The 25647-nt window shown below is 61.6% G+C and carries 20 protein-coding genes and 2 pseudogenes; 16 read left to right on the top strand and 6 right to left on the bottom strand.

Annotation, left to right across the window (positions count from 1 at the left end; genetic code table 11):
- On the bottom strand, positions 1–2144 hold a 2144-nt coding region (locus AR689_RS09930), incomplete at its 3' end, for a DEAD/DEAH box helicase (protein ID WP_062069806.1).
- Between the two features lie 71 nt (positions 2145–2215).
- Between AR689_RS09930 and AR689_RS09925 the strand changes: the two genes are divergently transcribed.
- The 15 genes from AR689_RS09925 to AR689_RS22695 all read left to right on the top strand — a co-directional run bounded on the left by AR689_RS09925 (position 2216) and on the right by AR689_RS22695 (position 18246).
- Positions 2216–3040, top strand: coding sequence for a trans-aconitate 2-methyltransferase (locus tag AR689_RS09925; protein WP_062069722.1), 825 nt, complete (start codon positions 2216–2218; stop codon positions 3038–3040).
- 154 nt (positions 3041–3194) lie between these two features.
- The gene (locus AR689_RS09920; RefSeq protein ID WP_062069720.1) at positions 3195–3575 is read left to right on the top strand and encodes a GntR family transcriptional regulator; all 381 of its coding nucleotides are present in this window, start codon (positions 3195–3197) and stop codon (positions 3573–3575) included.
- A 65-nt stretch (positions 3576–3640) separates the two neighbouring features.
- Positions 3641–6568: an excinuclease ABC subunit UvrA gene (gene uvrA, locus AR689_RS09915; protein ID WP_062069717.1), complete on the top strand. Its 2928-nt coding sequence runs from the start codon at positions 3641–3643 to the stop codon at positions 6566–6568.
- 112 nt (positions 6569–6680) lie between these two features.
- Positions 6681–7397, top strand: a complete 717-nt coding sequence (locus tag AR689_RS09910) for an HAD hydrolase-like protein (RefSeq protein ID WP_062069715.1) — start codon at positions 6681–6683, stop codon at positions 7395–7397.
- Positions 7384–8052 carry a lysophospholipid acyltransferase family protein gene (locus tag AR689_RS09905; protein WP_062069713.1) on the top strand — a complete coding sequence of 223 codons (669 nt, stop codon included), beginning with the start codon at positions 7384–7386 and terminating at the stop codon, positions 8050–8052. The genes AR689_RS09910 and AR689_RS09905 overlap by 14 nt, the downstream gene beginning before the upstream one ends.
- A 74-nt stretch (positions 8053–8126) precedes the next feature.
- On the top strand, positions 8127–10142 hold the full coding sequence (uvrC, locus tag AR689_RS09900) for an excinuclease ABC subunit UvrC (RefSeq protein ID WP_062069711.1): 2016 nt from the start codon (positions 8127–8129) through the stop codon (positions 10140–10142).
- Between the two features lie 131 nt (positions 10143–10273).
- Positions 10274–11197: an RNase adapter RapZ gene (gene rapZ / locus AR689_RS09895; protein WP_062069709.1), complete on the top strand. Its 924-nt coding sequence runs from the start codon at positions 10274–10276 to the stop codon at positions 11195–11197.
- On the top strand, positions 11197–12213 hold the full coding sequence (locus AR689_RS09890) for a gluconeogenesis factor YvcK family protein (RefSeq protein ID WP_062069707.1): 1017 nt from the start codon (positions 11197–11199) through the stop codon (positions 12211–12213). Before rapZ ends, AR689_RS09890 begins: the two co-directional genes overlap by 1 nt.
- A gap of 9 nt (positions 12214–12222) precedes the next feature.
- Positions 12223–13203, top strand: a complete 981-nt coding sequence (gene whiA, locus AR689_RS09885; RefSeq protein ID WP_062069705.1) for a DNA-binding protein WhiA — start codon at positions 12223–12225, stop codon at positions 13201–13203.
- Positions 13204–13377: 174 nt separating this feature from the next.
- Positions 13378–14001, top strand: a complete 624-nt coding sequence (locus AR689_RS09880) for a superoxide dismutase (RefSeq protein ID WP_062069703.1) — start codon at positions 13378–13380, stop codon at positions 13999–14001.
- Positions 14002–14272: 271 nt separating this feature from the next.
- Positions 14273–15283 carry a type I glyceraldehyde-3-phosphate dehydrogenase gene (gene gap / locus AR689_RS09875; RefSeq protein ID WP_024821016.1) on the top strand — a complete coding sequence of 337 codons (1011 nt, stop codon included), beginning with the start codon at positions 14273–14275 and terminating at the stop codon, positions 15281–15283.
- Positions 15284–15292: 9 nt separating this feature from the next.
- Positions 15293–16519 (top strand): phosphoglycerate kinase, encoded by a 1227-nt coding sequence (locus AR689_RS09870; RefSeq protein WP_062069701.1) that lies wholly within the window; start codon positions 15293–15295, stop codon positions 16517–16519.
- Between the two features lie 75 nt (positions 16520–16594).
- On the top strand, positions 16595–17410 hold the full coding sequence (tpiA, locus tag AR689_RS09865; protein WP_062069699.1) for a triose-phosphate isomerase: 816 nt from the start codon (positions 16595–16597) through the stop codon (positions 17408–17410).
- Positions 17411–17446: 36 nt separating this feature from the next.
- The gene (gene secG, locus AR689_RS09860; protein ID WP_024821019.1) at positions 17447–17704 is read left to right on the top strand and encodes a preprotein translocase subunit SecG; all 258 of its coding nucleotides are present in this window, start codon (positions 17447–17449) and stop codon (positions 17702–17704) included.
- Positions 17705–17850: 146 nt separating this feature from the next.
- Positions 17851–18246, top strand: coding sequence for an RNA polymerase-binding protein RbpA (locus AR689_RS22695; protein ID WP_082697880.1), 396 nt, complete (start codon positions 17851–17853; stop codon positions 18244–18246).
- Here AR689_RS22695 and pgl read toward each other — a convergent pair.
- The 5 genes and pseudogenes from pgl to tkt form a co-directional block, all read right to left on the bottom strand.
- Entirely contained in the window at positions 18199–19017 is an 819-nt protein-coding gene (gene pgl, locus AR689_RS09855; RefSeq protein ID WP_082697878.1) for a 6-phosphogluconolactonase, read from the bottom strand. The two genes, AR689_RS22695 and pgl, sit on opposite strands and share 48 nt — an antisense overlap.
- Positions 19007–19615, bottom strand: a pseudogene (locus AR689_RS09850) (glucose-6-phosphate dehydrogenase assembly protein OpcA); the annotation flags it as partial. The pseudogene AR689_RS09850 and the gene pgl, both read right to left, overlap by 11 nt.
- A pseudogene (locus AR689_RS09845) lies at positions 19575–20738 on the bottom strand (phosphoglucose isomerase-related protein); the annotation flags it as partial. The pseudogenes AR689_RS09850 and AR689_RS09845, both read right to left, overlap by 41 nt.
- A gap of 6 nt (positions 20739–20744) precedes the next feature.
- Positions 20745–21863: a transaldolase gene (tal, locus tag AR689_RS09840; protein ID WP_062069696.1), complete on the bottom strand. Its 1119-nt coding sequence runs from the start codon at positions 21861–21863 to the stop codon at positions 20745–20747.
- A 32-nt stretch (positions 21864–21895) separates the two neighbouring features.
- Entirely contained in the window at positions 21896–24022 is a 2127-nt protein-coding gene (gene tkt, locus AR689_RS09835; RefSeq protein WP_231745482.1) for a transketolase, read from the bottom strand.
- 428 nt (positions 24023–24450) lie between these two features.
- Between tkt and AR689_RS09830 the strand changes: the two genes are divergently transcribed.
- Positions 24451–25413, top strand: coding sequence for a heme o synthase (locus tag AR689_RS09830; RefSeq protein WP_062069692.1), 963 nt, complete (start codon positions 24451–24453; stop codon positions 25411–25413).
- The last annotated feature ends 234 nt before the right edge of the window (positions 25414–25647 follow it).

Here is a 25647-nt window from a genome sequence, read left to right as displayed (position 1 = left end):
GCGTCATGTGGGGTCGGGGCGAGCCCTGAAGTGAGTTCCTCCCACTCATCCAGCAGGCTTGAGTCCACTTGGCGCACCAGCTCGCCCAACCACGCAATAAGGTCTTCAAGATCCTCACGGAGGGAATCCTGGGGAACTGTCTGCCTCAGCGCACGGAACCCATCCGCCAGATAGCGCAGGACAATACCTTCCGAACGGGCCAGGCCATAGAACTGGACGAACTCGCCAAAGTTCATGGCACGCTCATACATGTCCCGGATGATCGACTTCGGAGCAAGCTCAAAGTCGCCAACCCAAGGGGCCGCTTTGCGGTAAACCTCGAAGGCCTCTCCAAGAATCTCCGCCAACGGCATGGGATAGGTAACCTCATCCAGCATGGCCATGCGCTGCTCGTACTCGATGCCATCAGCTTTCATGGCAGCGACTGCCTCACCCCGGGCCTTCTTCTGCTGGGCCGAGAGAATTTGGCGCGGCTTCTCTAGCGTCGACTCGATAACGGAGACAACATCCAACGCGTAGGAGGGAGACTCTGGATCGAGGAGCTCCAAGGCAGCAAGCGCAAAGGGCGAGAGTGGCTGGTTGAGGGCAAAGTTGGCCTGCAGATGAACAGTCAGGCGGACGGAGCGTCCCTCGGCCTCCTGCTCCTCCTCCGGAATGCGTTCCACCACACCGGCGGCCAACAGTTCCCGGTAGATCCCCAGGGCCTTCTTCATCAGCCTGAGCTGCGCGGGGCGGCTCTCATGGTTCTCACTCAGCAGGCGCCGTGTGGCTTGGAAGGGGTCGCCCGGGCGTTCCATGAGGTTCAGCAGCATCGCGTGGGTGACGGTGAAACTGGACGTCAAGGGCTCGGGAACTGACTCGACGAGTCGTTTGAACGTGGGCTCGCCCCAGGACACGAATCCTTCCGGCGGCTTCTTCTTCACCACCTGGCGCAATTTCTTCTGGTCGTCGCCGAACTTGGCGGTGGCCTTCGCCATGGCCTTGGTGTTTTCCACCACGTGCTCCGGAGCCTGAACCACCACAGTGCCGGCGGTGTCGTAACCTGCACGGCCCGCGCGGCCCGCAATCTGATGAAATTCCCGCGAGTTGAGAGACCTGGTGCGTACGCCGTCGTATTTACTGAGGGCCGTCAACAGCACCGTGCGGATGGGCACGTTGATGCCCACGCCCAAAGTATCGGTGCCACAGATGACTTTCAGGAGGCCGGCCTGGGCGAGCTGCTCCACCAGGCGACGGTACTTGGGCAGCATGCCGGCGTGGTGGACGCCAATGCCGTGCCGAACAAGCCTGTTCAGCGTTTTTCCGAATCCTGCGGCGAACCGGAATCCCGCAATCAGCTCGGCAATCCGGTCCTTTTCGGCACGGCTGCACATGTTGATGCTCATAAGGTTCTGGGCACGCTCAATGGCTTCCGCTTGGCTGAAGTGCACTACATAGACAGGAACCTGCTTGGTGGAGAGCAGTTCTTCCAACGTCTCGTGAACCGGCGTCAGGTGGTAGTAATAGTGCAGCGGAATGGGACGCTCCGCGGAACTCACAGTCGTGGTGGTGCGGCCTGTCAACGCTGTCAGGCCGGTCTCAAATCGTGAGACGTCGCCCAGGGTGGCTGACATCAGCACGAACTGCGCCTGGGGGAGTTCCAGGAGCGGCACCTGCCATGCCCATCCGCGTTGCGGGTCGGAGTAGAAGTGGAACTCGTCCATGATCACGGAGCCAAGCTCTGCCTCAGAGCCCTCGCGAAGTGCGATGTTGGCGAGGATTTCCGCCGTGCAGCAAATGATGGGCGCATCTTGGTTGACACCGGAATCACCAGTAATCATGCCAACGTTTTCGGCGCCAAAGATCTCACAGAGCGCGAAGAACTTTTCGGAGACCAGAGCCTTGATGGGGGCGGTGTAGTAGCTTCGCTGGCCGCGCGCCATGGCCTCGAAGTGCGCTGCGATTGCCACCAAGGACTTGCCGGAGCCCGTGGGGGTGGCGAGGATGACGTTGGCGCCGGAAGCGAGCTCCATGATGGCCTCGTCCTGCGCGGGGTAGAGCTGCAGCCCGCGGCTCTCGGTCCACTCCACGAACCGTGTGTAGATTTCGTCCGGGTCCAGGGGACCTGTGGCGGTGGAACCGGGGAGCTGCTCAAGAAGTTTCATTGGTTTCCAGCTTAGTGCCCGGACGGTTTAGGCTCAGCCCAGCAGGCATGCCAAGCGCGAGGAGGCTTTCAATGAAGTGGGATCCGTCCAAATACGTGGAGTTCGGCAACCATCGGGACAGGCCATTCCATGACCTCGTTGCCAGGGTGGGGTCCGTCCGACCGGGCAAGGTGGTTGACCTCGGCTGCGGCCCGGGAAACCTCACGGCGACCCTTGCCGGGCGTTGGCCGGAAGCCCGCGTTGTGGGCATCGATTCGTCGGCGGAAATGCTGCTGAGGGCCGAATCCGTTCGGCAGCAGTCGCTCGAACAAGAGTCCTCTCCGCAGCAGACCCGTGAACAGAAGACGGCCAGGCTGACCTTCGAGCTGGGAGACATTGCTCAGTGGCATCCGGATGAGGATACGGAGGTGGTGGTCACCAACGCCGCCCTCCAATGGGTTCCAGGGCATCAGGACATGCTGGCCGGTTGGCTTCGCGACCTCAAACCGGGTGCGTGGTTTGCCATGCAAGTACCGGGAAACTTCACGTCGCCGTCCCACACGCTCATGCGGAGATTGGCTGAATCCCCTCAGTGGTCAGGGCGGCTGGGCGGCGTGCTAAGGCACGATGGCGCGGTGGGCAGTCCTGCGGACTACCTGGGCATCATGCTCGACGCCGGATGTGCAGCAGACGCGTGGGAGACCACCTACCAACAGGTCCTGCAGGGTGAAGACCCGGTACTGGAGTGGGTCCGCGGCACGGGACTTCGTCCTGTATTGGCAGCCTTGACTGTGGAAGAGGCTGCTGATTTCGAAGGTGAGTATTCGGCACTGTTGCGTGAGGCCTACCCGTCAACGAGCCACGGAACGGTCTTCCCGTTCCGGCGAATTTTCGCTGTAGCCCAAAAGCCCGCATGATCCGCCAGGGCTCTTCGCCACGCGTCGCATTCACCTTCCTGCGCCTTGACGGCTTGTCCCATTCCGGCGTCGCTGGTCTAATTCTCGGCATGGACCAAGGATGCTTCGAACAACAGATGCCGCGGGTTGAGCCGGCAGCGGGCCGGAGTACTCCGTGACTCCTACAGGAGATTTTCCGGGCAACTGGCGCCCCAACACCGGCAGTGCCGTGGCGCTCTTTGAGCAGTTGAGATTGCGCATCATTGAACTCGTAGATGCCGGAGCATTGGCCGTTGGGGCAAAGCTCCCTCCTGTCCGCAACTTAGCCGGGATGCTCGACGTCGCACCCCACACAGTGGCCCGTGCCTACAAGGAGTTGGAGGCAGCGGGCGTCGTTGCGACCCGGGGGCGCAACGGCACCGTGGTTTGCGCACGGGATGACCGCTGGGGAGCTCTGGCAGGGGTCGCGGCTGAATACGCTGCCGCTTCGAAAGCCCAAGGAGCTTCTTTCGCCGAAGCCGTACAGCTTCTTGCTGCGGCCTACGACGCCGACTGATACCGCTCAGTAGCGTGTGAGGCACGACATGGAAATTCGAAGAAGTTTTCGATTAGCATTGGTAGGTGCCCAAAGCCTTAGCTGAAGATACCGCCATGGACGCCTTGAACGGCGTCCCCGCCCTTTCCGATACCAAACCCGTCAAGCCGGATCTTTCCCGCTTGGTGGTCAAGGGTGCACGGGAACACAATTTGCGTAACGTGGACCTCGATCTCCCGCGCGACGCCATGATCGTGTTCACCGGACTCTCCGGCTCGGGCAAGTCATCCCTGGCTTTCGACACCATCTTCGCCGAAGGCCAGCGTCGCTATGTGGAATCCTTGTCCGCTTATGCGCGCCAGTTCCTTGGCCAGGTGGACAAGCCTGATGTCGATTTCATCGAGGGCCTTTCTCCCGCGGTATCCATTGATCAGAAGTCCACCAGCAAGAATCCGCGGTCCACGGTGGGCACCATCACCGAAATTTACGATTACATGCGTCTGCTGTGGGCGCGCGTGGGCCGTCCGCACTGCCCCGTGTGTGGCGAGCCCATCGCCCGGCAGACGCCACAACAGATTGTGGATCAGCTCCTCGAGCTGGATCCGGGCACCCGCTTCCAGGTCCTGGCCCCCGTCGTCCGGGGACGCAAGGGTGAATTTGTCGATCTTTTCAAGGAACTGACGGCCAAAGGCTATTCCCGCGCCCGTGTGGACGGCGAACTGGTTCAGCTCAGCGATCCGCCCAAGCTCGGCAAGCAGTTCAAGCACACCATTGAAGTTGTGGTGGACCGCTTGGTGGTCAAGGACGAGATCAGCCAGCGCCTCACTGATTCCGTGGAGACAGCCCTGGGCCTTGCCGAAGGCCGTGTGCTGGTGGAATTCGTGGACCTTGATGCCGAGGATCCTGCGCGTATCCGCGCCTTCTCAGAGAATTTGGCATGCCCCAACGAGCACCCGCTGGCCATCGACGAGATTGAGCCCCGTTCATTCTCCTTCAACAACCCCTTCGGCGCCTGCTCTGCTTGCAGTGGCATCGGCACCAGGCTGGAAGTGGATGAAGAGCTGATCGTGCCTAATCCGGAGCTCTCCCTGGGAGAAGGCGCCATTGCCCCGTGGGCCCTTGGCACAGCCACGACCGAGTACTGGAACCGTCTCCTTGAGGGTTTGGCGGACGAACTTGGTTTCTCCATGAAAACCTCATGGGAAAAACTGCCCAAGGATGTCAGGAACACGGTCCTTCACGGCAAAGACCACAAAGTTGTTGTTCAGTACAAGAACCGCTTTGGCCGTGAGCGTAAGTACAGCACCGGCTTTGAGGGTGCCATCCAATACGTTCACCGCAAGCACGGGGAAACAGACTCCGACTGGGCCCGCGACCGGTACGAAGAGTACATGCGCCAGATTCCCTGCCCCGAGTGCAACGGCGCCCGCTTGAACCCGGCTTCACTGTCCGTGCTCATCAACGGAAAGTCGATCGCCCAAGTTGCGGCGCTGCCTATGCGGGAGTGCGCGGAGTTCCTGGGTAGCCTTACCCTGACCAACCGGGAAGCCCAGATTGCCAACCAGGTCCTGAAAGAGATCCAGGCCCGCCTGACCTTCCTCTTGGACGTGGGCCTGGAGTACCTGAACCTGGAACGCCCCTCGGGAACGTTGTCCGGCGGCGAGGCTCAACGCATCCGTTTGGCCACTCAAATCGGTTCCGGCCTGGTGGGTGTCCTCTACGTGTTGGATGAGCCTTCCATTGGCCTGCACCAGCGTGACAATCGGCGGCTCATCGAGACACTCACCCGACTTCGCGATCTCGGCAACACGCTGATTGTGGTGGAGCACGACGAAGACACCATCCACGAGGCGGACTGGGTGGTGGACATCGGACCAGGCGCCGGCGAACACGGCGGCCAGGTGGTGCACTCCGGTACGTACAAGGAGCTCCTCGCGAACACCAACTCGCTGACGGGTGACTACCTCGCCGGACGCCGCAAGATCGATGTGCCCACCAAACGCCGGAAGTACGACAAAAAACGTGAGCTGAAGGTTGTTGGTGCCAGGGAGAACAACCTCAACAATGTTGATGCCACCTTCCCCTTGGGACTTTTCACGGCGGTAACCGGCGTCAGTGGTTCCGGTAAGTCCACTCTGGTGAACGAGATCCTATACAAGGTACTCGCCAACAAACTCAACGGAGCCAAGCAGGTTGCAGGACGTCACCGTACGGTGGCTGGCCTCGAACACCTGGACAAGGTGGTCCACGTTGATCAAAGCCCCATCGGCCGTACCCCCCGGTCCAACCCGGCAACGTACACCGGTGTCTTCGACAACATCCGGAAACTCTTCGCTGAGACCACCGAAGCCAAGGTACGCGGTTACCAGCCGGGACGCTTCTCCTTCAACGTCAAGGGCGGGCGCTGTGAGGCCTGTTCAGGTGACGGCACGTTGAAGATCGAGATGAACTTCCTGCCGGATGTTTATGTTCCCTGCGAGGTGTGCCACGGCGCCAGGTACAACCGGGAAACCCTTGAGGTTCACTACAAGGGCAAGACCATTGCCGACGTCCTCAACATGCCCATCGAGGAAGGCGCCGAATTCTTCGCTGCCTTCACTCCCATCGCACGGCATTTGAACACCTTGGTGGATGTGGGCCTTGGCTACGTCAGGCTTGGCCAACCCGCAACCACATTGTCGGGCGGCGAGGCACAGCGCGTGAAGCTGGCAGCCGAGCTTCAGAAGCGTTCCAACGGCCGCAGCATTTACGTCCTTGACGAGCCCACCACGGGCCTGCACTTTGAGGACATCCGCAAGCTGCTCATGGTTCTTCAGGGTCTGGTGGACAAGGGCAACACCGTGATCACCATTGAGCACAACCTGGATGTCATCAAGTCCGCGGACTGGATTGTGGACCTCGGCCCAAATGGCGGCTCTGGCGGCGGAAAGATCGTAGCCACGGGAACACCGGAACAAGTGGCCACATCAACAGACAGCCATACAGCGACCTTCCTGGCTGAGATTCTCGGATAGTTACTCACGGGTGGCCTGAGGGCCGCCGAAGGAATATCTCCACCACCCTGGAAGTATTCCGGTAGCGGCATGCGAGTTTCAGGCATGCCGCTACTCGTGAGAAACTAACCCGGTGACTCAAACAACGGTGCCCGTAATATTCGATCTGGACGGCACCCTTGTCGATCCTGCCGGCGGTATCACGGGAGGCATTTCTGCGGCCCTCCGGGAAATGGACCTCCCCGTTCCGGAGCAAGCGGTGTTGAATTCCATGGTGGGCCCCAAACTCAGCGACTCCCTCCTGCATTTGGCGAACGTCCCCAGCGAGTTGGTGGATGAAACCATTGAGCGATACCGGCGCCATTACAAGGAAACCGGTATTGGCCAGAGCAAGCTGTACCCGGGAATTTTCGACCTCTTGGAATTCTTCGCGGAGACCGGCAGGCCAGTGGCGGTCGCAACACAGAAGCCGCAGTCGATTGCACGCCTGGTGCTGGAGCATCATAAAATTGCTGACTTCTTCGTCTCCATACGTGGGGCCGCAGATGACGAATCCCTGGGTGCCAATACAGCGCCGGGCAAGGTTGAGATCGTCGGGGCGGCATTGAAGGACCTTCATTCCCAGCCTGCCGTCATGGTAGGGGACAGGCACCAGGATGTCGTCGGCGCATTGGCCAACGGGCTGGACTGCATCGGGGTCAGTTGGGGATTCGCTCCCGAAGGTGAACTCGAGGAAGCCGGGGCAGTCGCCGTTGTGGCCACTGCCCTTGAGCTGCGCACCACAATTGAAGAACTTGACGCTGTCCGTACGGCAGCCCTGAGCGAGGTACAAAACGATGGCAGTCTTTGATGCGATCCGGTGGACAACCCGTGGCCTGATTTCTTCCACGTGCCGGCCTACGGTTATTGGGCTGGAGAACGTTCCCAAGGAGGGGCCTTTCATCGTGGCCCCCAACCATCTCTCCTTCCTGGACAGCGTCATCGTTCAGGCCCTGATGCCCCGACCGGTCGCTTTTTTTGCCAAAGCCGAGTACTTCACCACCAAAGGCGTCAAGGGTGCCGTGATGAAGTCGTTTTTCGAGGCCGTGGGTTCCATTCCCGTTGAGCGTGGCGAACAGGCTGCCAGCGTGCAAGCGCTTAAAACACTCCTGGACATCCTGGAATCCGGCAAGGGCATTGGTATATACCCTGAGGGCACCCGGTCCCGGGACGGCATTCTGTACCGTGGCAGGACGGGCGTGGGTTGGCTTGCTCTCACCACCGGCGCTCCGGTGATCCCGGTGGGGTTGATTGGTACCGAGAAATTGCAGCCTGCGGACAAGAACGCGGTCCGCCCGCAGCACTTCACCATGAAGGTGGGCGAGCCCCTCTACTTCGATAAGACCGGCCCGGACCATTCATTGCCGGCGCGGCGCGAAGTCACTGACAAAATCATGGATGCCATTGCAGTCCTCAGCGGCCAGGAACGGTCCACGAGTTACAACCAGAGCAAGTCTGTCGACTGAGTTCCGGGACAGAACAGGCAGTGTCCGTGCACACCGTGGCAATGAGTGTCGTTCCGGTTCACTAGACTGGAATCGTGGCAGATCCAGCAAGTTACCGGCCCCAAACGGGTGAAATTCCCACCACCCCAGGTGTCTATCGTTTCCGAGACCCCCACGGTCGCGTTATCTATGTGGGCAAGGCAAAAAACCTCCGCTCAAGGCTGAACTCCTACTTCGCCAACCCTGCGGGCCTCCTTCCCAAGACCCATGCAATGGTTCACGCCGCCAGCAGCGTTGAATGGACCATGGTGGCCAGCGAGCTGGAGTCTTTGCAGCTGGAATACACCTGGATCAAGGAATTCAAGCCACGGTTCAATGTGGTGTTCCGGGATGACAAAACGTACCCCTACCTCGCGGTCACCATGGGGGAGAAATACCCCAGGGTGCAGGTCATGCGAGGGGAACGAAGGAAAGGGACCCGGTACTTTGGCCCCTACACTGCCGGTGCCATCAGGGAAACCATGGACACTCTTCTGCGGGTTTTCCCCGTGCGGAGTTGCAGCGCAGGCGTCTTCAAACGTGCGGAGTCCAGCGGACGGCCCTGCCTCCTGGGTTACATCGACAAATGCTCGGCCCCCTGCGTCGGGCGCGTTACCCCGGAAGAACACCGTGGGCTCGCAGAAGATTTCTGTTCCTTCATGGGCGGCGAGGCCAAACGCTTCATCAGCCGTCTGGAAAAGGACATGTCCGGCGCCGTTGCCGAACTGGACTACGAGCGTGCAGCAGGACTCAGGGATGACATCATCGCGCTCCGCAAGGTCTTTGAACGCAACGCCGTGGTCCTCGCCGAAGATACCGACGCGGACGTCTTCGCCCTGCACGAGGATGAGCTCGAAGCTTCAGTCCAGGTGTTCCACGTTCGCGGTGGCCGCGTCCGCGGGCAGCGCGGCTGGGTGGTGGAAAAGGTGGAAGACGCCACGACGCCGGAACTCATCGAACATCTGCTGCAGCAAGTCTACGGAGAAGACAGCGAGGTTCAGGGCCGGATCCCCCGGGAGGTCCTGGTTCCGGAGAACCCCAGCAACCATGCCGAGCTTGGCGAATGGCTAGGTGGCTTGCGCGGAGCAAAGGTGGACATTAGGGTCCCTCAGCGCGGTGACAAGGCCGCCTTGATGTCCACCGTGCGCGAGAATGCAGAGCAAGCATTGAAACTGCATAAGACACGGCGCGCGGGGGACATTACTGTCCGGTCCCTTGCCCTCCAGGAACTGCAGGAGGCCTTGGAGATTCCGATTCCCTTGCTCAGGATTGAGTGCTTCGATATCTCCCACGTCCAAGGAACCAACGTAGTGGCCTCCATGGTGGTGGTGGAAGACGGTTTGCCCAAGAAGTCGGACTACCGGAAGTTCTCTATCACGGGCGCGGCGGCAGCCGACGATACCGCCGCGATGCACGACGTCCTTACCCGTCGGTTCAGGCACTACTTGAACGACAAAGCCGCCCAAGTCCCCATCATTTCCGGCGAGATCATCAACCCCACACGGACTGGTACCAAGACCACCACTGAAGCGCCGACGTCGGACCCTGATGTTCCCGCTCCGAAGGCCAGGTTCGCCTACCCGCCCAACCTGGTGGTGGTGGACGGCGGCCAGCCGCAGGTTAATGCAGCGGCCCGCGCCCTGGCGGAGTTGGGCATTGACGATGTTTACGTGGTGGGTCTGGCCAAACGGCTTGAGGAAGTCTGGCTGCCTGACAGCGCTTTCCCCGTGATCCTGCCCCGAACGTCCCAGGGGCTGTATCTGCTGCAAAGGATCCGTGACGAAGCCCACCGATTTGCCATCACCTTCCACCGCCAGAAGCGGGGCAAAGCCATGACCGTTTCTGTCCTGGACGGTGTCCCCGGCTTGGGTGAGGCGAAACGCAAGGCCTTGGTGGCACATTTTGGTTCACTCAAGAAGATCAAGGCCGCGTCAGTGGAGGAGCTCACCTCTGCCAAGGGCATCGGGCCGGCGTTGGCTGCCGCAGTGGCCCAACACCTTGGTGCATCCGCGGACGCGGCGGAAACGGCGCCGGCAGTGAACATGACCACCGGCGAAATCCTTGAATCTTAGCTAGGGTAAGAACTTGGCCGGTCGGCACAGACGAGTCACAAGCCGTCTATAACCGGCTGCTTGAACCACGGCGACTCAGGCGCCGGGCATGATCTTTTGAATGACCACTTCCTACGAAACGGGGACAATTGATGGATGAGGCTACGGCAGGGTCCGGCCCTAAGCGGGACGGCCTGACGCCCGTTAAACCACCGGAGGCGGAGCTGTTGGTGGTTACCGGCATGTCGGGTGCCGGACGCAGCACCGCTTCGGATGCCTTGGAGGATCACGGCTGGTACGTCGTTGACAACCTTCCTCCGCAGATGCTGGGGACTTTGGCCGAAATTGTCTCTCATGCGCCCAAGTCGATTCCCAAGCTGGCCGTAGTGGTGGACGTTCGGAGCAAGGACCTTTTCACGGACATCCAAACTGCGTTGGGTGCCCTGAGTGCGAGCGGCATCACTTTCCGGGTGCTGTTCCTTGACGCCAACGACGACGTCCTGGTCCGCCGGTTCGAGCAGGGGCGTCGCCCGCATCCGCTGCAGGGCGGTGGGAGGATCCTGGACGGCATCGGGATCGAGCGCGAGGTACTGCGCGAACTGCGCGAACACGCCGACGTCGTCCTGGACACCTCGGACTTCAACGTCCATGGCCTGGCCACTGCCATCACGGAATTGTTCAGCGATACAGGGCCAGTAACACTTCGCCTGAACGTCATGAGCTTTGGTTTCAAGTACGGGCTGCCTGTGGATGCAAATTTCGTTGCCGACGCCCGCTTCATTCCCAACCCGCACTGGGTTCCGCAGCTTCGGCCCCATACCGGCCTGGATGAGGACGTCAGTGACTATGTCCTCGGCGCGGCGGGTGTCCAGGAGTTCGTGGACCGTTATGTCCGGGCATTGGAGCCAGTCCTGGACGGCTACCGCCAGGAGAACAAGCATTACGCCACACTGGCTGTTGGCTGCACAGGTGGCAAACACCGTTCGGTGGCGGTCGCCATGGAACTGTCCAAGCGCCTGGCGCAATACCCGCGCGTCACCGTGACCACCACCCACCGCGACTTGGGACGCGAATAGTGGGGGTTCTGACGGGGCCATTGCCACTCATTCCGCCCAAGGGCGTTCCCGGCAGTCAGCAGAAGAAGAGCCCCTCCGTGGTCGCCTTGGGAGGCGGTCACGGTCTGGCGGCTTCGTTGTCCGCCCTTCGGCTGCTCACCTCGGAGCTGACGGCAATTGTCACAGTTGCGGACGACGGCGGCAGTTCCGGGCGTCTACGGGATGAGTACGGCGTCCTCCCGCCCGGAGACCTGCGGATGGCGTTGAGCGCCCTGTGCGATGACACCGACTGGGGCAGGACATGGCGGGACGTCATGCAACACCGCTTCGAAGCCGGTTCGGCTAAAGGCGGTTCACTGGACAACCATGCCATGGGCAACCTGCTCATCGTCACGCTATGGGAACTGCTGGGCGACACCGTTGCCGGCCTGAAGTGGGCCGGAGCGTTACTGGGTGCCCGCGGTCAAGTGCTCCCCATGTCCAGCGTTCCCCTCACCATAGAGGGCAAGGCCCACGTCCAGTTGCCCGACGGCGGACAAGAACTGCAGACGGTTCGGGGGCAGGCAAAATGTGCTGTTGCAGGAAAGCTGGAAGAAGTCAGGCTCCTGCCCGAAGCAGCTCCTGCCTGTACCGAGGCACTCACCGCGATTGAGCTGGCTGATTGGGTCATTCTGGGCCCCGGTTCCTGGTACACGTCGGTTCTGCCGCACTTGCTGCTCCCCGAACTTCGACGGGCCCTGGGAGACACCGCCGCCAAGCGCTGCCTCACCATGAACCTGGATGTGGAAACCAAGGAAACCTCCGGCATGACGGCTGCGGACCACCTGGATGTCCTGCGCCGCTATGCACCTGAGTTCACGGTGGACGTGGTGCTGGCTGATCCTGCGGCCGTGCAGGATCTCAAGGCCTTTGAGAAGGCCGCTGCGATGATCGGCGCCGAAGTGGTGTTGGGTAGAGTAGGGGCGTCGAGGCGCCGCCCCGTCCATGATCCACTGCTGTTGGCAGCGGCGTACCACGATATTTTCGGGAACAGTTAGGAACACGCGATGGCACTTACTGCGTCGGTCAAGGACGAACTGTCCCGGCTGGACATCAAGAAATCTTCTGTCCGTAAGGCGGAAGTTTCGGCAATGCTGCGTTTTGCGGGCGGCTTGCACATTATTTCGGGACGGATCGTCATCGAGGCTGAGGTGGACCTCGCTTCCACCGCACGTCGCCTCCGCGCAGCGATTGCGGAAGTCTATGGGCATCAGAGCGAAATCATCGTTGTCTCCGGCGGAGGGTTGCGCCGGGGGAGCCGTTACGTCGTCCGCGTTGTACGTGACGGGGAGGCGCTTGCCCGGCAAACGGGCTTGCTGGATGGCCGTGGCCGCCCTGTCCGGGGCCTTCCGTCAGCTGTGGTGAACGGCTCCGCCGCAGATGCCGAGGCGGTATGGCGGGGCGCTTTCCTTGCCCATGGCTCCTTGACGGAACCGGGGCGGTCTTCTTCCCTGGAAGTGACATGTCCCGGACCTGAATCCGCTCTGGCATTGGTCGGTGCAGCCCGCCGCCTCGGGATCCAGGCCAAGGCGCGTGAAGTTCGTGGGGTTGACCGTGTGGTGATTCGCGACGGCGACACCATCGCTGCTCTCCTGACACGCATGGGTGCCCATGACGCCCTGATGGTTTGGGAAGAACGGCGGATGCGAAAGGAAGTCCGGGCCACCGCCAACAGGCTTGCCAACTTTGATGACGCCAATCTTCGCCGCTCGGCGCAAGCCGCTGTGGCAGCCGGCGCCCGGGTGGACCGCGCGTTGGAAATCCTGGGAGACGACGTCCCGGACCACCTCAAGTACGCGGGGGAGCTTCGGGTGGCCCACAAGCAGGCAAGCCTTGATGAACTCGGCCGACTGGCCGATCCGCCCATGACCAAGGACGCCATTGCCGGCCGTATCCGAAGGCTCCTGGCCATGGCGGACAAACGAGCTGTGGATTTGGGCATTCCGGGGACCGAGGCAAATGTGACTCCCGAAATGATGGACGAGTAGGGCGCACCCCTAGAATCGAGAAAGTGCGGAGGAAATACTGCGAGGCCACCGCGGGTTGTTCCCGAAGGAGGCAAGCGCAGTTTTCTTCGCCAAGGATTTCCGGCCGGCCCGCTGGCCGGATGAAATAACGAGAGTTACCAACCCGGACGTGAGTCCATTACATTGGAGGATTTCGTGACAGAGTACGTTCTGCCCGAGCTCGGCTACGACTACGCAGCACTCGAGCCGCACATTTCGGCAAAGATCATGGAGCTGCACCACAGCAAGCACCATGCCGCTTACGTTGCAGGCGCCAACAACGCGCTCAAGCAGCTGGCCGAAGCGCGCGAGAACAATGATTTTGCCAACATCAACCGCCTTTCCAAGGACCTTGCGTTCCACACCGGCGGTCACATCAACCACTCCGTGTTCTGGAACAACATCTCCCCGGACGGCGGCGACAAGCCCGAAGGCGAACTCGCTGCCGCCATTGACGACGCCTTCGGCTCGTTCGATGCTTTCCGTGCACAGTTCAGCGCAGCTGCGCTGGGCCTGCAGGGTTCCGGCTGGGCTTTCCTGGCTTACGAGCCCATCGGTGGAAACCTGCTCATTGAGCAGCTCTACGATCAGCAGGGCAACGTGGCAGTGGGCACCACCCCGCTGCTGATGTTGGACATGTGGGAGCACGCCTTCTACCTGGACTACGTCAACGTCAAGGCTGACTACGTCAAGGCATTCTGGAACATCGTCAACTGGGCAGACGTCGCCAAGCGCTTCGAAGCTGCCCGCGCCAACGCTACGGGCCTCATCGTCCTCTAGTTGGTGAGTTCCGGTTCACGCAGATGTAATAAAAGTCACCTTTAGCGTGAATTCGGGCCAAATGCTCAAAAGCCTGCCTCCGCAGTTGCGGGGGCAGGCTTAGTTAAACGTAAGATGGATCACGGAAGGCGGTTAGCCTTCAGCAACGTGGCTGGTCGCCCTCCGATCTGATAATCACCTCTGCCCAAAGACGTGCGGGGTCTGTTAGTTGGAAATATTTGATCCGACTCACTAGGCGTGCTTGCAAGAGCACCAAGGAGATTGACACATAGTGACCACCCGTATTGGTATTAACGGCTTCGGCCGCATCGGCCGTAACTACTTCCGCGCAGCACTGGCCCAGGGCGCAGACCTTGAGATCGTGGCAGTAAACGACCTCACCAGCCCCGAGACGCTCGCCCACCTCCTGAAGTACGACTCCGTTGGTGGACGCCTCGCCCAGACCGTGGAAGTTGTCGATGGAAACCTGGTAGTCGACGGCAAGTCCATCAAGGTTCTTGCTGAGCGCGATCCCGCCAACCTCCCTTGGGGCGAGCTTGGCGTGGACATCGTCATCGAGTCCACCGGCTTCTTCACCAAGGCAGCGGCAGCGCAGAAGCACATCGACGCCGGCGCCAAGAAGGTCCTTATCTCGGCACCTGCCAGCGACGAAGACATCACCATCGTCATGGGCGTCAACCACGAGCTCTATGACCCCGCAGCGCACAACATCATCTCCAACGCATCCTGCACCACCAACTGCCTTGGCCCGCTGGCCAAGGTTGTCAACGACGCCTTCGGCATCGAGCGTGGCCTCATGACCACGGTCCACGCTTACACGGCTGACCAGAACCTGCAGGACGGCCCGCACGGCGACCTCCGCCGTGCCCGCGCTGCCGCCATCAACATGGTTCCCACCTCCACCGGTGCGGCCAAGGCAATCGGCCTGGTCCTGCCGGAACTCAAGGGCAAGCTCGACGGCTACGCCATCCGCGTGCCCGTGCCCACCGGCTCGGCAACGGACCTTACGGTCACGGTTTCGCGCGAAGTCACGGTTGAGGAAGTCAATGCCGCTGTGAAGGCTGCAGCAGAGTCCGAGCAGTGGGCCGGCATCCTGTCCTACACGGACGCTCCGATCGTCTCCTCGGACATCGTCGGAGACCCCGCCTCGTCCATCTTCGATTCCGGCCTTACCAAGGTCATCGGCAACCAGGTCAAGGTTGTTTCCTGGTATGACAACGAGTGGGGTTACTCCAACCGCCTCGTAGACCTCACGGAGCTCGTCGCATCCAAGCTGGGCTAGGGTAGACACATGACATCTCACACCCTCAACGAACTCATCGCTGAAGGTGTCCGCGGGCGGTACATTCTGGTCAGAAGTGACCTGAATGTGCCGCTCGACGGCTCTGCAGTGACCGACGACGGCCGCATCAAGGCCTCCCTCCCGGTCCTCAAGAAGCTCTCGGACGCCGGTGCCCGTGTGCTCGTAACCGCCCACCTCGGCCGCCCCAAGGGTGCCCCCGAGGACAAGTACTCCCTGCAGCCTGCTGCGGCCCGCCTGGCGGAGCTCGCGGACTTCACAGTCCAACTGGCCAAAGATACTGTGGGGGACTCCGCCAAGGAGCTGGCAGCCGGTCTCCAGGACGGCGACGTTCTCGTCTTGGAAAACGTTCGGTTCGATGCCCGCGAAACCAGCAAGGATGACGCCGAGCGCGGCGCATTCGCTGATGAGCTGGTTGCACTCACTGGAGCCAACGGCGCATTCGTCGATGACGCCTTTGGAGCTGTCCACCGGAAGCACGCCAGCGTCTTCGACGTCGCTACCCGACTCCCTTCCTACCTGGGCGATCTTGTGCACACCGAGGTGGAGGTTCTTCGGAAGCTCACCACCGATACCCAGCGTCCCTACGTGGTGGTTCTTGGTGGCTCCAAGGTTTCGGACAAGCTGGCAGTCATCGACAACCTGCTGGGCAAGGCTGACACCATCTTGGTTGGCGGCGGCATGCTTTTCACCTTTCTTGCAGCAGCCGGACACAAGGTGGCGGGCAGCCTCCTTGAGGAAGACCAGATTCCGGTCGTCCAGGATTACCTCAAGCGCTCGTCCGAGGCCGGTACGTCTTTCGTGATCCCCACAGACGTTGTGGTCGCCAGCCGCTTCGCCCCTGACGCTGAGCACGAGGTCGTCAAGGCAGACGCCATTGAAGACAGCCGTTTCGGTGCTTCCGGAATTGGCCTTGATATCGGCCCGGAATCCGCATCGGCATTCGCAGCCCAGATCGCAGGCGCCAAGACCGTGTTCTGGAACGGCCCCATGGGTGTCTTCGAATTCGAAGCCTTCTCCGGCGGCACCCGAGCCATCGCGCAGGCCTTGACGGACACAGGTGCTTTCACCGTGGTTGGCGGTGGCGACTCCGCTGCAGCAGTCCGCACTCTCGGTTTCGAGGATTCACAGTTCGGCCACATCTCCACCGGAGGTGGCGCCAGCTTGGAATACCTTGAGGGCAAGGAACTTCCTGGCCTGAGCGTCCTGGACCGCTAAACATCAACCTACCGGCGGGGCGCCACCTGCGTCCTGCCGGTCGTTCCATATTTCAACGCATTCTTTGGAGTTCATGTGACTACCTCTGCCAACGGCAACTTCGTCCGCAAACCCTTCATCGCCGGTAACTGGAAGATGAACATGGACCACGTCCAGGGCATCACCTTGCTGCAGAAGCTGGCCTGGACACTGTCCGACGCCAAGCACGACTACAACCGTGCCGAGGTGGCCGTATTTCCTCCGTTCACTGACCTCCGCGGTGTCCAGACTTTGGTCCAGGGAGACGAACTGGACGTCGTCTACGGTGGCCAGGACCTTTCCCAGTTCGACTCCGGCGCCTACACGGGGGATATCTCCGGTCAGTTCCTGAGCAAGCTGGGCTGTGCATACGTCCTGGTTGGCCACAGCGAACGCCGCACCATCCACAACGAGTCCGACGACGTCTTGAACGCCAAGGTCCAGGCCGCATTCCGTCACGGGGTCACTCCGGTACTCTGCGTCGGCGAGGGCCTTGACATCCGTCAAGCCGGGACACACGTGGAGCACACGTTGGCTCAGCTCCGAGCCGGCGTTGAAGGAATCACCGCCGAACAAGCTGCTGAACTCGTTGTCGCTTATGAACCTGTTTGGGCCATCGGCACCGGCGAAGTCGCAGGCCCTGAAGACGCACAGGAAATGTGTGCAGCCATCCGCGCCGAGCTTGCCGGACTCTTCGACCAGACCGTCGCTGAGAAGACACGCCTCCTTTATGGCGGCTCTGTCAAAGCCAACAATGCTGCCGCCATCATGGCCGAAAGCGATGTTGACGGATTGCTTGTGGGTGGCGCCAGCCTGGACCCCGCTGAGTTTGCTAACATTGTCAGGTTCGAGAGCCACCTCGTCACGGACTAGTCCGGCTCCCGTTTTCCGCTTCTTCGAAAGGCCGTCGTGGACGTTCTTCAAGTCATTCTGCAGATCCTGCTGGGCATCACCAGCCTTCTGCTGACGCTGCTCATCCTTCTGCACAAGGGACGTGGCGGCGGTTTGTCCGACATGTTCGGTGGCGGAATGAGCTCCGGATTGAGTTCGTCCGGTGTAGCCGAGCGCAACCTGAACCGCTTCACCATCATTCTTGGCATAACGTGGGGCGCAGTGATCATCGGCCTGGGCCTGATCATGCGATTCACCTCGGGTGGCGACTCCTAGTCGTTCCAGGAAGGGAGGCTCCTCGACAGGGGCCTCCCTTTTTCTTTGCCCGTGTGACCCAGCGCTACTGCCGCCGGCGGGTACGTCGCATTAGACTGACCCTGTTGGCCGCGACGGCCCACCACCGAGTCGCGAGGGGTTCGAAAATGGTTCATGGCACGCCTGGATATCGTGGCACCCGCGTAGGGGTGACACAGGGTTCAACTCCACGGCATCAGAGCGACCATGGCCCCGGGCAACAACTGCCGCGTATTCGCGTCCCGTACTGGTGCGCCAAGGGACACGAAACGCGGCTTGTTTTTCTCAAGCTGCCTGATGAACAGATACCCCGGACCTGGGATTGCCCCAAATGTGGCGCCCCCGCAACACGGGATCCCGGACATCCCGCCCCACCAAGACCTGAAGATGAGATCTTCAAATCGCACCTGGATTACGTTAAAGAGAGACGCTCCAGCCAGGACGCCGAAGTTGTCTTGGCTGGAGCGCTGGATAGGTTACGCGCCCGCGGGGTCCTTCCGGACCAACTGCTGGGGGACTCGTGACGCAGCGTTCTCATCAATAAGCCATAGGGTTCTGGCCCGCCCCACGGGTCCCGCTGCGGGGACCTGAACGGGGTTGGCGCCTGCCAGGGCCAAGCCCACTGCTCCGGCTTTGTCCTCGCCGGCAACAACCATCCAGATTTCCTGGGCGGTGTTGATGGCCGGAAGCGTCAACGAGATGCGCGACGACGGCGGCTTGGGCGAGTTCTCCACGCCCACCACAGTGCGGCTCTTCTCACGTACGCCGGCCTGCTCCGGGAACAGCGAAGCCACATGGGCATCCGGCCCCACGCCAAGAAGAAGGATGTCGAAGCGGGGAAGAATGCCCGGCTGTTCGGGCCTGTCATCGGAGGTATCAGCCGAATGCTCGGCCTCGGCTGCGGACTTCAGCTCCTCCGCATAGGCAGCAGCAGCTTCGTCCGCTGTGGCGAACTGATCCGTGGATCCGGGTTCGTGAACACGCGCGGGATCCACCGCCAGGTGAGCCAGCAAAGCCTGATGTGCTTGGCGGGTGTTCCTGTCGTCGCTGTCTGCGGCAACAAAACGCTCGTCACCCCACCAGAAGTTCACCCGCGACCAATCCACTGCAGGCGCGGCGGCGGAGTCCGCCACAGCCTTCAGGGTCCCAATGCCAATGGTTCCACCGGTAAGCACCACCGTCGCTTCACCGTGCTTGTCCTGGACATCCACGAGCTTGGTGATCAATCGGGCCGCAATAGCGGCCATCAACACCTTGGAATCGGGGTGAATGCTAACTCTTGGCTCAGCGTGCACTGGTCTGGACTCTCCTCTGGCTGGTAAGTGGCAGTCCCATCGTAATCACTTCTCCGAAGACTTCGTCGGGGTCGAGCCGGCGGAGTTCTTCGGCGAGGCAGTCTTTGAGGCTTCTGCGGGGGAGGGTGATGCGTTGCGCGGGCTGCCCGGGCTGGGTCAGTTCTGCAACGGACAGGCCCGGACGGAAGAGTTGGACGTCACCACTGGCACGCGTCAGCCTCACACGGCGGATGCCGGTACCTGCGGGGTCGGCCACAATCGTGACGGGAGCCTCCAGAGCCAGGCTCAGCCAAGCGGCCAGCAGCAGGGTGCTGGGGGAGTCGGAAGCACCTTCAACGGCTACAGCGGAGACAGGGTCACTATCAACCTGGTCGAAAACTGCGGCGAGTTGCATGCGCCAGTTGGTCAGGCGGGTCCAGGCGAGGTCGGTGTCGCCTGCTTTGTAGGTGGCGCGGATGGTTTCCAGCGCGAGGCGGGGGTCTGGTTCGTTGGCCGAATCGGTGATGCGGCGGTGCGCGATCCGGCCGATGGAGGTCTCACACGCGCTTTCCGGGGCGCCGTGCGGCCACCACGCCACGATCGGCGCATCCGGAAGGAGGTTCGGGGCGGGCATCCAGCAGGCCGCGCGCAGCCACCTTGGCAGCTTCGACGTCGGGCTGGTCAAACGGGTTGATGCCCAGGAGCCGACCGGTGACTGCCGTGGCAAACTCCCAGACGAACATCTGGGAGGGCAGCCCACCGGCAATTGCCACTTCATTATCGCGAAGTTCGACGTCGGCATCCGCACCTACCAGCCGCACCACCAAGACGTCCTCGGCCCCGTTCAGGGCTTCCGGGGAGTCGGGTCCGGCTACGACCGGCAGCACACCAGTGCCCAGCTTGCCCGTGGATTCAGCGATGAGTTGCTCGGCCCAGTCGGCGAAACCGACAATGCCGGAGCCGTCTTCCGCGATGACAATCTTGTTGCGCAGCGGGCTGGTACCACCCAGGGCAATGCCAAGGGCCAGACCAATGTTGTCCGCAGAGTCTTCATTGAGGATCTCTGCGGCTTCTTCTGCCTCGTCCAGGAAAGCCTGGATGTCCACACCTGCGAGTCCGGAGGGGACCAGGCCGAAAGCGGTCAGTGCCGAGAAGCGTCCACCCACGTTGGGGTCAGCGTTGAACACGGCGCGGTAGCCCGCCTCGCGGGAAGCCTGGTCCAGGGGGGAGCCCGGGTCCGTGACGATGATGATGCGGCTCTTGGCGTCGATTCCGGCGTCGTTGAACGCCTTTTCGAACACCCGCCGCTGGGAATCAGTCTCAACGGTGGAACCCGACTTGGAGGAAACGACGATTGCCGTCTCCTCCAGCCGGTCGTTCAAAGCAGCGCTGACCTGTTCAGGGTCAGTGCTGTCAAGCACAGTCAGCTCGACGCCGGCGGTACCGGCAATAACCTCAGGAGCCAAGGAAGACCCACCCATGCCACAAAGGACAATGCGGGAAACGCCGTCGGCGCGGAGGGCGTCACGAAGCTCCAGAATGTTCCCGACCAGTGCCTCGGATACGGTGGCGGCTTCTACCCAGCCAAGGCGGATAGCGGACTCAGACTCTGCATCCGGTCCCCACAACGTGTGGTCCTTGGCGAAAATCCGGGTAGCGATTTTCTCTTCGACCAAGCCGTCAATATGCTGGGCGATTGCCTGCTGGGCGGCACCGCTGGCGTCGTAGCTGATTGTGCTCATAGTGGGTTAGGAAGCCTTCCGTGCGGTGACGAGTGCGCCTTCAACGTCGGCGAGGAGTTCCTTCCAAGAGCCCACAAACTTCTCAAGACCTTCGGTCTCGAGAAGGGTGACGACGTCGTTGTAGGAGACGCCGAGGGCTTCGAGGGCGTTGAGGGTCTCGTTCGCTTCGTCGTAGGTGCCGGTGATGGTGTCGCCGGTGACTACTCCGTGGTCGAACGTGGCGTCGAGCGTCTTTTCGGGCATGGTGTTGACCACGCCGGCCGCAACGAGCTCGGTCACGTAGAGGGTGTCCGGGTATGCCGGGTCCTTCACGCCGGTGGAGGCCCACAGGGGGCGCTGGGGGAGGGCGCCGGCTTCGGCGAGCACTGCCCAGCGTTCGGTGGAGAAGAGCTCTTCGTAGACCTGGTAAGCCAGGCGTGCGTTCGCAACGCCTGCCTTACCCTTGAGTGCCTTGGCTTCGTCGGTGCCGATGGCGTCAAGGCGCTTGTCGATCTCGGTATCCACGCGGGAGACGAAGAACGAAGCCACGGAGTGGATCTTGGAGAGGTCGTGGCCGTTCTCCTTGGCCTGCTCAAGGCCGGACTGGAAGGCGTTGATGACCGCGCGGTAGCGCTCCAGGGAGAAGATCAGCGTCACGTTGACACTGATGCCCTCGGCCAGGGTTGCCGTGATGGCTTCGAGGCCTTCCAGGGTTGCCGGGATCTTGATGTGGACATTGTCCTTGTTGACCTTGGCGTAGAGGTTCTTGGCCTCGGCGATGGTACCTGCGGTGTCCCATGCCAGGCGGGGGTCCACCTCGATGGAGACACGACCGTCCACACCATTGGTGGCGGCTGCAACCGGTGCGAAGAGATCGCAGGCGTCGGCGACGTCAGTAGTGGTGATTTCGAAAATGGTCTCTTCGACGCTGGCGCCCGCCGCGGCCTGCGCTGCGATGGTGGCGTCGTAGTCCGTGCCGGAGGTGATGGCGGCGTGGAAGATTGACGGGTTGGTGGTTACGCCAACAACGTTCTTTTCGTCGATGAGCTTCTGCAGGGTGCCGGAATCGAGGCGGGTGCGGGAGAGGTCATCGAGCCAGATGGAAACGCCGGCGTCAGAGAGCTGCTGCGTGGGAGTGCTAGACATGTGTTTTTCTCCTGTGAGAGGGAAGCAGACTGTTATGCGTTCGAGTCTGCGAGGGAGTCTTTGGCAGCGGCGGCAACGGCTTCGGCGGTGATGCCGAATTCGTTGAACAGGCGCTTGTAGTCGGCCGAGGCGCCGAAGTGTTCCAGGGAGATGGAACGGCCGGCGTCGCCGACGAATTCCTTCCAGCCGAGCGCGAGGCCTGCCTCAACGGAGACACGGGCCTTCACGGCGGCCGGGAGGACGGACTCGCGGTAGGCCTCGTCCTGCTTGTTGAACCACTCAACACAGGGCATGGACACAACGCGTGCTGCGATGCCTTCAGCCTGGAGCGCTTCACGGGCCTGCACTGCGAGCTGGACTTCCGAACCGGTGCCGATCAGGATGACCTGCGCGTCAACGGTTTCGCCGTCCTTGGAGGCTTCGGCCAGGACGTAGCCGCCCTTGGCCACACCAGCGGTGGAACCGAAGGTGTCACCGCTGGCTTCGCCTTCGCCGCGGGCGTAGGTGGGGATGTTCTGGCGGGTGAGGACAATACCTGCCGGGTTCTCGTGGTTCTCCAGCATCGCCTTCCAGGCCGCGGAGACCTCATTGGCGTCACCGGGGCGGACCACGTCCAAGCCCGGGATGGCACGGAGAGAGGCGAGCTGCTCCACCGGCTGGTGGGTGGGTCCGTCTTCGCCCAGGCCGATGGAGTCGTGCGTCCACACGTACAGGGACGGGACACCCATCAGGGCGCCGAGGCGGATGGCCGGGCGCTGGTAGTCACTGAAGATCAGGAACGTGCCGGAGAACGCCCGGGTACGGCCGTGGAGCGAGATGCCGTTCACGATGGATGCCGCGGCGTGCTCACGGATGCCGAAGTGCAGGACACGTCCGTACGGGTTGCCCTTCCAGGCGTCCGTGGAGCGCGAGGTCGGGATGAACGACGGCGAGCCTTCAATGGTGGTGTTGTTGGACTCGGCGAGGTCGGCCGAACCGCCCCAGAGTTCGGGAAGAACCGGGCCGATCGCGTTCAGGACCTTACCGGAAGCTGCACGGGTGGAAACGTCCTTGCCGGCTTCGAACACGGGAAGCGCGGCGTCGATGCCCACGGGCAACTTCTTCGCTTCAACGCGCTCCAGCAGGGCTGCGGCGTCCGGGTTGGCGGACTGCCATGCCTCAAAGCTGGACTGCCATGCTGCGCGGGACTCGGCGCCACGGTCCAGGACCTTGCGGGCATGGGCCAGGACTTCTTCGTCAACATCGAAGGACTTGGCCGGATCGAAACCGAGCACGGTCTTCAGTGCTGCAACTTCCTCGGCGCCCAGGGCGGAACCGTGGATCTTGCCGGTGTTCTGCTTCTTCGGCGCCGGGTAGCCGATGATGGTGCGCAGCGAGATGATGGACGGCTTGTTCGTCTCTGCCTTGGCTGCCTGCAGTGCGGAGTACAGTTCCTGGACGTCTTCGACGTAGTCGCCGGTCTTGGTCCAGTCAACGCGCTGGGTGTGCCAGCCGTAGGCCTCGTAGCGCTTGAGGACGTCTTCGGTGAAAGCGATGTCGGTGTCGTCTTCGATGGAGATGTGGTTCTCGTCGTAGATCACCACGAGGTTGCCCAGCTCCTGGTGCCCGGCGAGGGATGAAGCCTCGGAGGTCACGCCTTCCTGGAGGTCGCCGTCGGAGGCAATCACCCAGACGGTGTGGTCGAACGGCGACTCGCCGGCGGGAGCATCGGCGTCGAACAGGCCGCGTTGGCGGCGCTGGGAGTATGCGAAACCAACAGCGGACGCCAAGCCCTGGCCCAGCGGGCCGGTGGTGATTTCCACGCCTGCGGTGTGCTTGTACTCGGGGTGGCCCGGGGTCAGCGAACCCCAGGTTCGCAGCGCCTCAAGATCCTTCAGTTCCAAGCCGTATCCGGAGAGGAACAACTGGATGTAGAGGGTCAGCGAGGTGTGACCGGGGGACAGGACGAACCGGTCGCGGCCGATCCAGTCCGGGTTCTTGGGATCGTGGCGCATCAGCTTCTGGAACAGCAGGTACGCTGCCGGAGCCAAGCTCATTGCCGTACCAGGGTGGCCATTGCCGACCTTCTCCACGGCGTCGGCGGCCAACACGCGAACGGTGTCAACTGCCTTCTTGTCCAGATCGGTCCATGACAGTTCTTGCTCTTCCAAATGTGGCACGAAAACCGAGCCCCTCTCTGTGCTGACGGCAGGCGTACGGACACGGCACGCAGGAAGCACAGGATGGCGCCCGCTGCAATGTGTCTACCAGCCGTTCACCATTGAAACGTTGATCTCTCATCCAGACGCACGGATATCCAAGAATACGGTTTCCCGGATCGTCAACGTGTGCTGATCTGCTCAACAGCTTAGCCCTAAACGTGTCATGGAACTCAGGGAATCCCACTAACTGGACAGAAATTCCCTTATATGAATCACCACGGCCCGGCGAAGGAGTGAAGATTCTGAAACATTGACGAATTTTGCGGACAACGGGTCACTTCCGGCCACGGTATGATATTTGGAGGCCACCAGCGGTTCATGCGCCCGTGTTTGCTTTCAACAACAGGGACGGCAGCCGCTGTGAGAACCCCAGAGCATAGAACAGAGTGACTGCCGCCGTGAGCACAACTGATACGCCCGTCAACGCTTCCCCGGCCCGGGGAAGCGTTGGAATGTCCCGTAAATTCAAGGCGTATCTGGCACTGACCAAACCCCGTGTCATCGAACTGCTCCTGGTCAGTACTTTGCCCACCATGATCTTCGCCCAACGCGGCTTCCCGTCCATCGGCCTGATTCTGGCCACCCTCGTAGGTGGCGCCTTTGCCGCGGGCAGTGCGGGTGTCTTCAACTGCTACATTGACCGCGACATCGACAAACTGATGCACCGTACTGAAAAGCGTCCGCTGGTCACCGGTGAAGTCACGCCCCGCGAGGCCCTGATTTTCGCTTGGATTCTTGGCGCGGCATCGATCGCCATCCTGTGGTTCGGCGCCAATCCGCTGTCCGCCTGGCTTGGGCTCGGCGCCATTGTCTTCTACGTGGTCATCTACACCATGATCCTGAAACGCCGCACAGCCCAGAACATCGTGTGGGGCGGAGCAGCCGGATGCTTCCCGGTCCTGATCGCTTGGGCCGCTGTCACCAACACTGTCGAGTGGCCGGCAATCGTGCTCTTCATGGTGATCTTCCTCTGGACACCTCCCCACTACTGGCCTCTGTCCATGCGTTACGGCGAGGACTACCGCAACGCGAAAGTACCTATGCTGGGCGCGATCGCCGGAGCCAAAGTGGTCTCGGTCCAGGTTGTCCTCTACGCCTGGGCCATGGTTGCCTGCTCGTTGCTGATGGTGCCCGTTGGTGGGGCCGGCTGGGTCTACACGATCGTCGCCGTTGCCGCCGGGGCTTGGTTCCTTTACGAAAGCCATGCTCTGTACAAGCGTGCACAGGGTGGCGACGTCTCCAACAAGGGCGCCATGAAGGTCTTTCACGGCTCCATCAGCTACCTGACCTTGCTCTTCATCGCCTTGGCCGTTGACCCCTTCATCGGCTCCGCGATCGTCGGAGCCTAAGCTCCGGGGCTCCTGCTCAAGCAGAAACGTTCGACGCCGGTACTCGCCAGAGTGCCGGCGTCCAGCTTTTAATCCACTCCGCTCAACGCTCACTCACATCCCTCGGGCTCGCAGGTTGTCAAACTGTGTGGAGTCAGTGGGTGGGTTGTTTGGTTGGTTTTTCGGGGAGGTTGATTCCGACGTGGCTTCGTGGGGCCGGTGTGGTGGGTCGTTGCCGGAATCGGTGAGGGTTCT

The organism is Arthrobacter sp. EpRS71, assembly GCF_001512285.1.
GTDB lineage: Bacteria > Actinomycetota > Actinomycetes > Actinomycetales > Micrococcaceae > Arthrobacter.
Note: the sequence above shows the minus strand (reverse complement) of the source record. Positions and strands in the feature narration are given on the sequence as shown.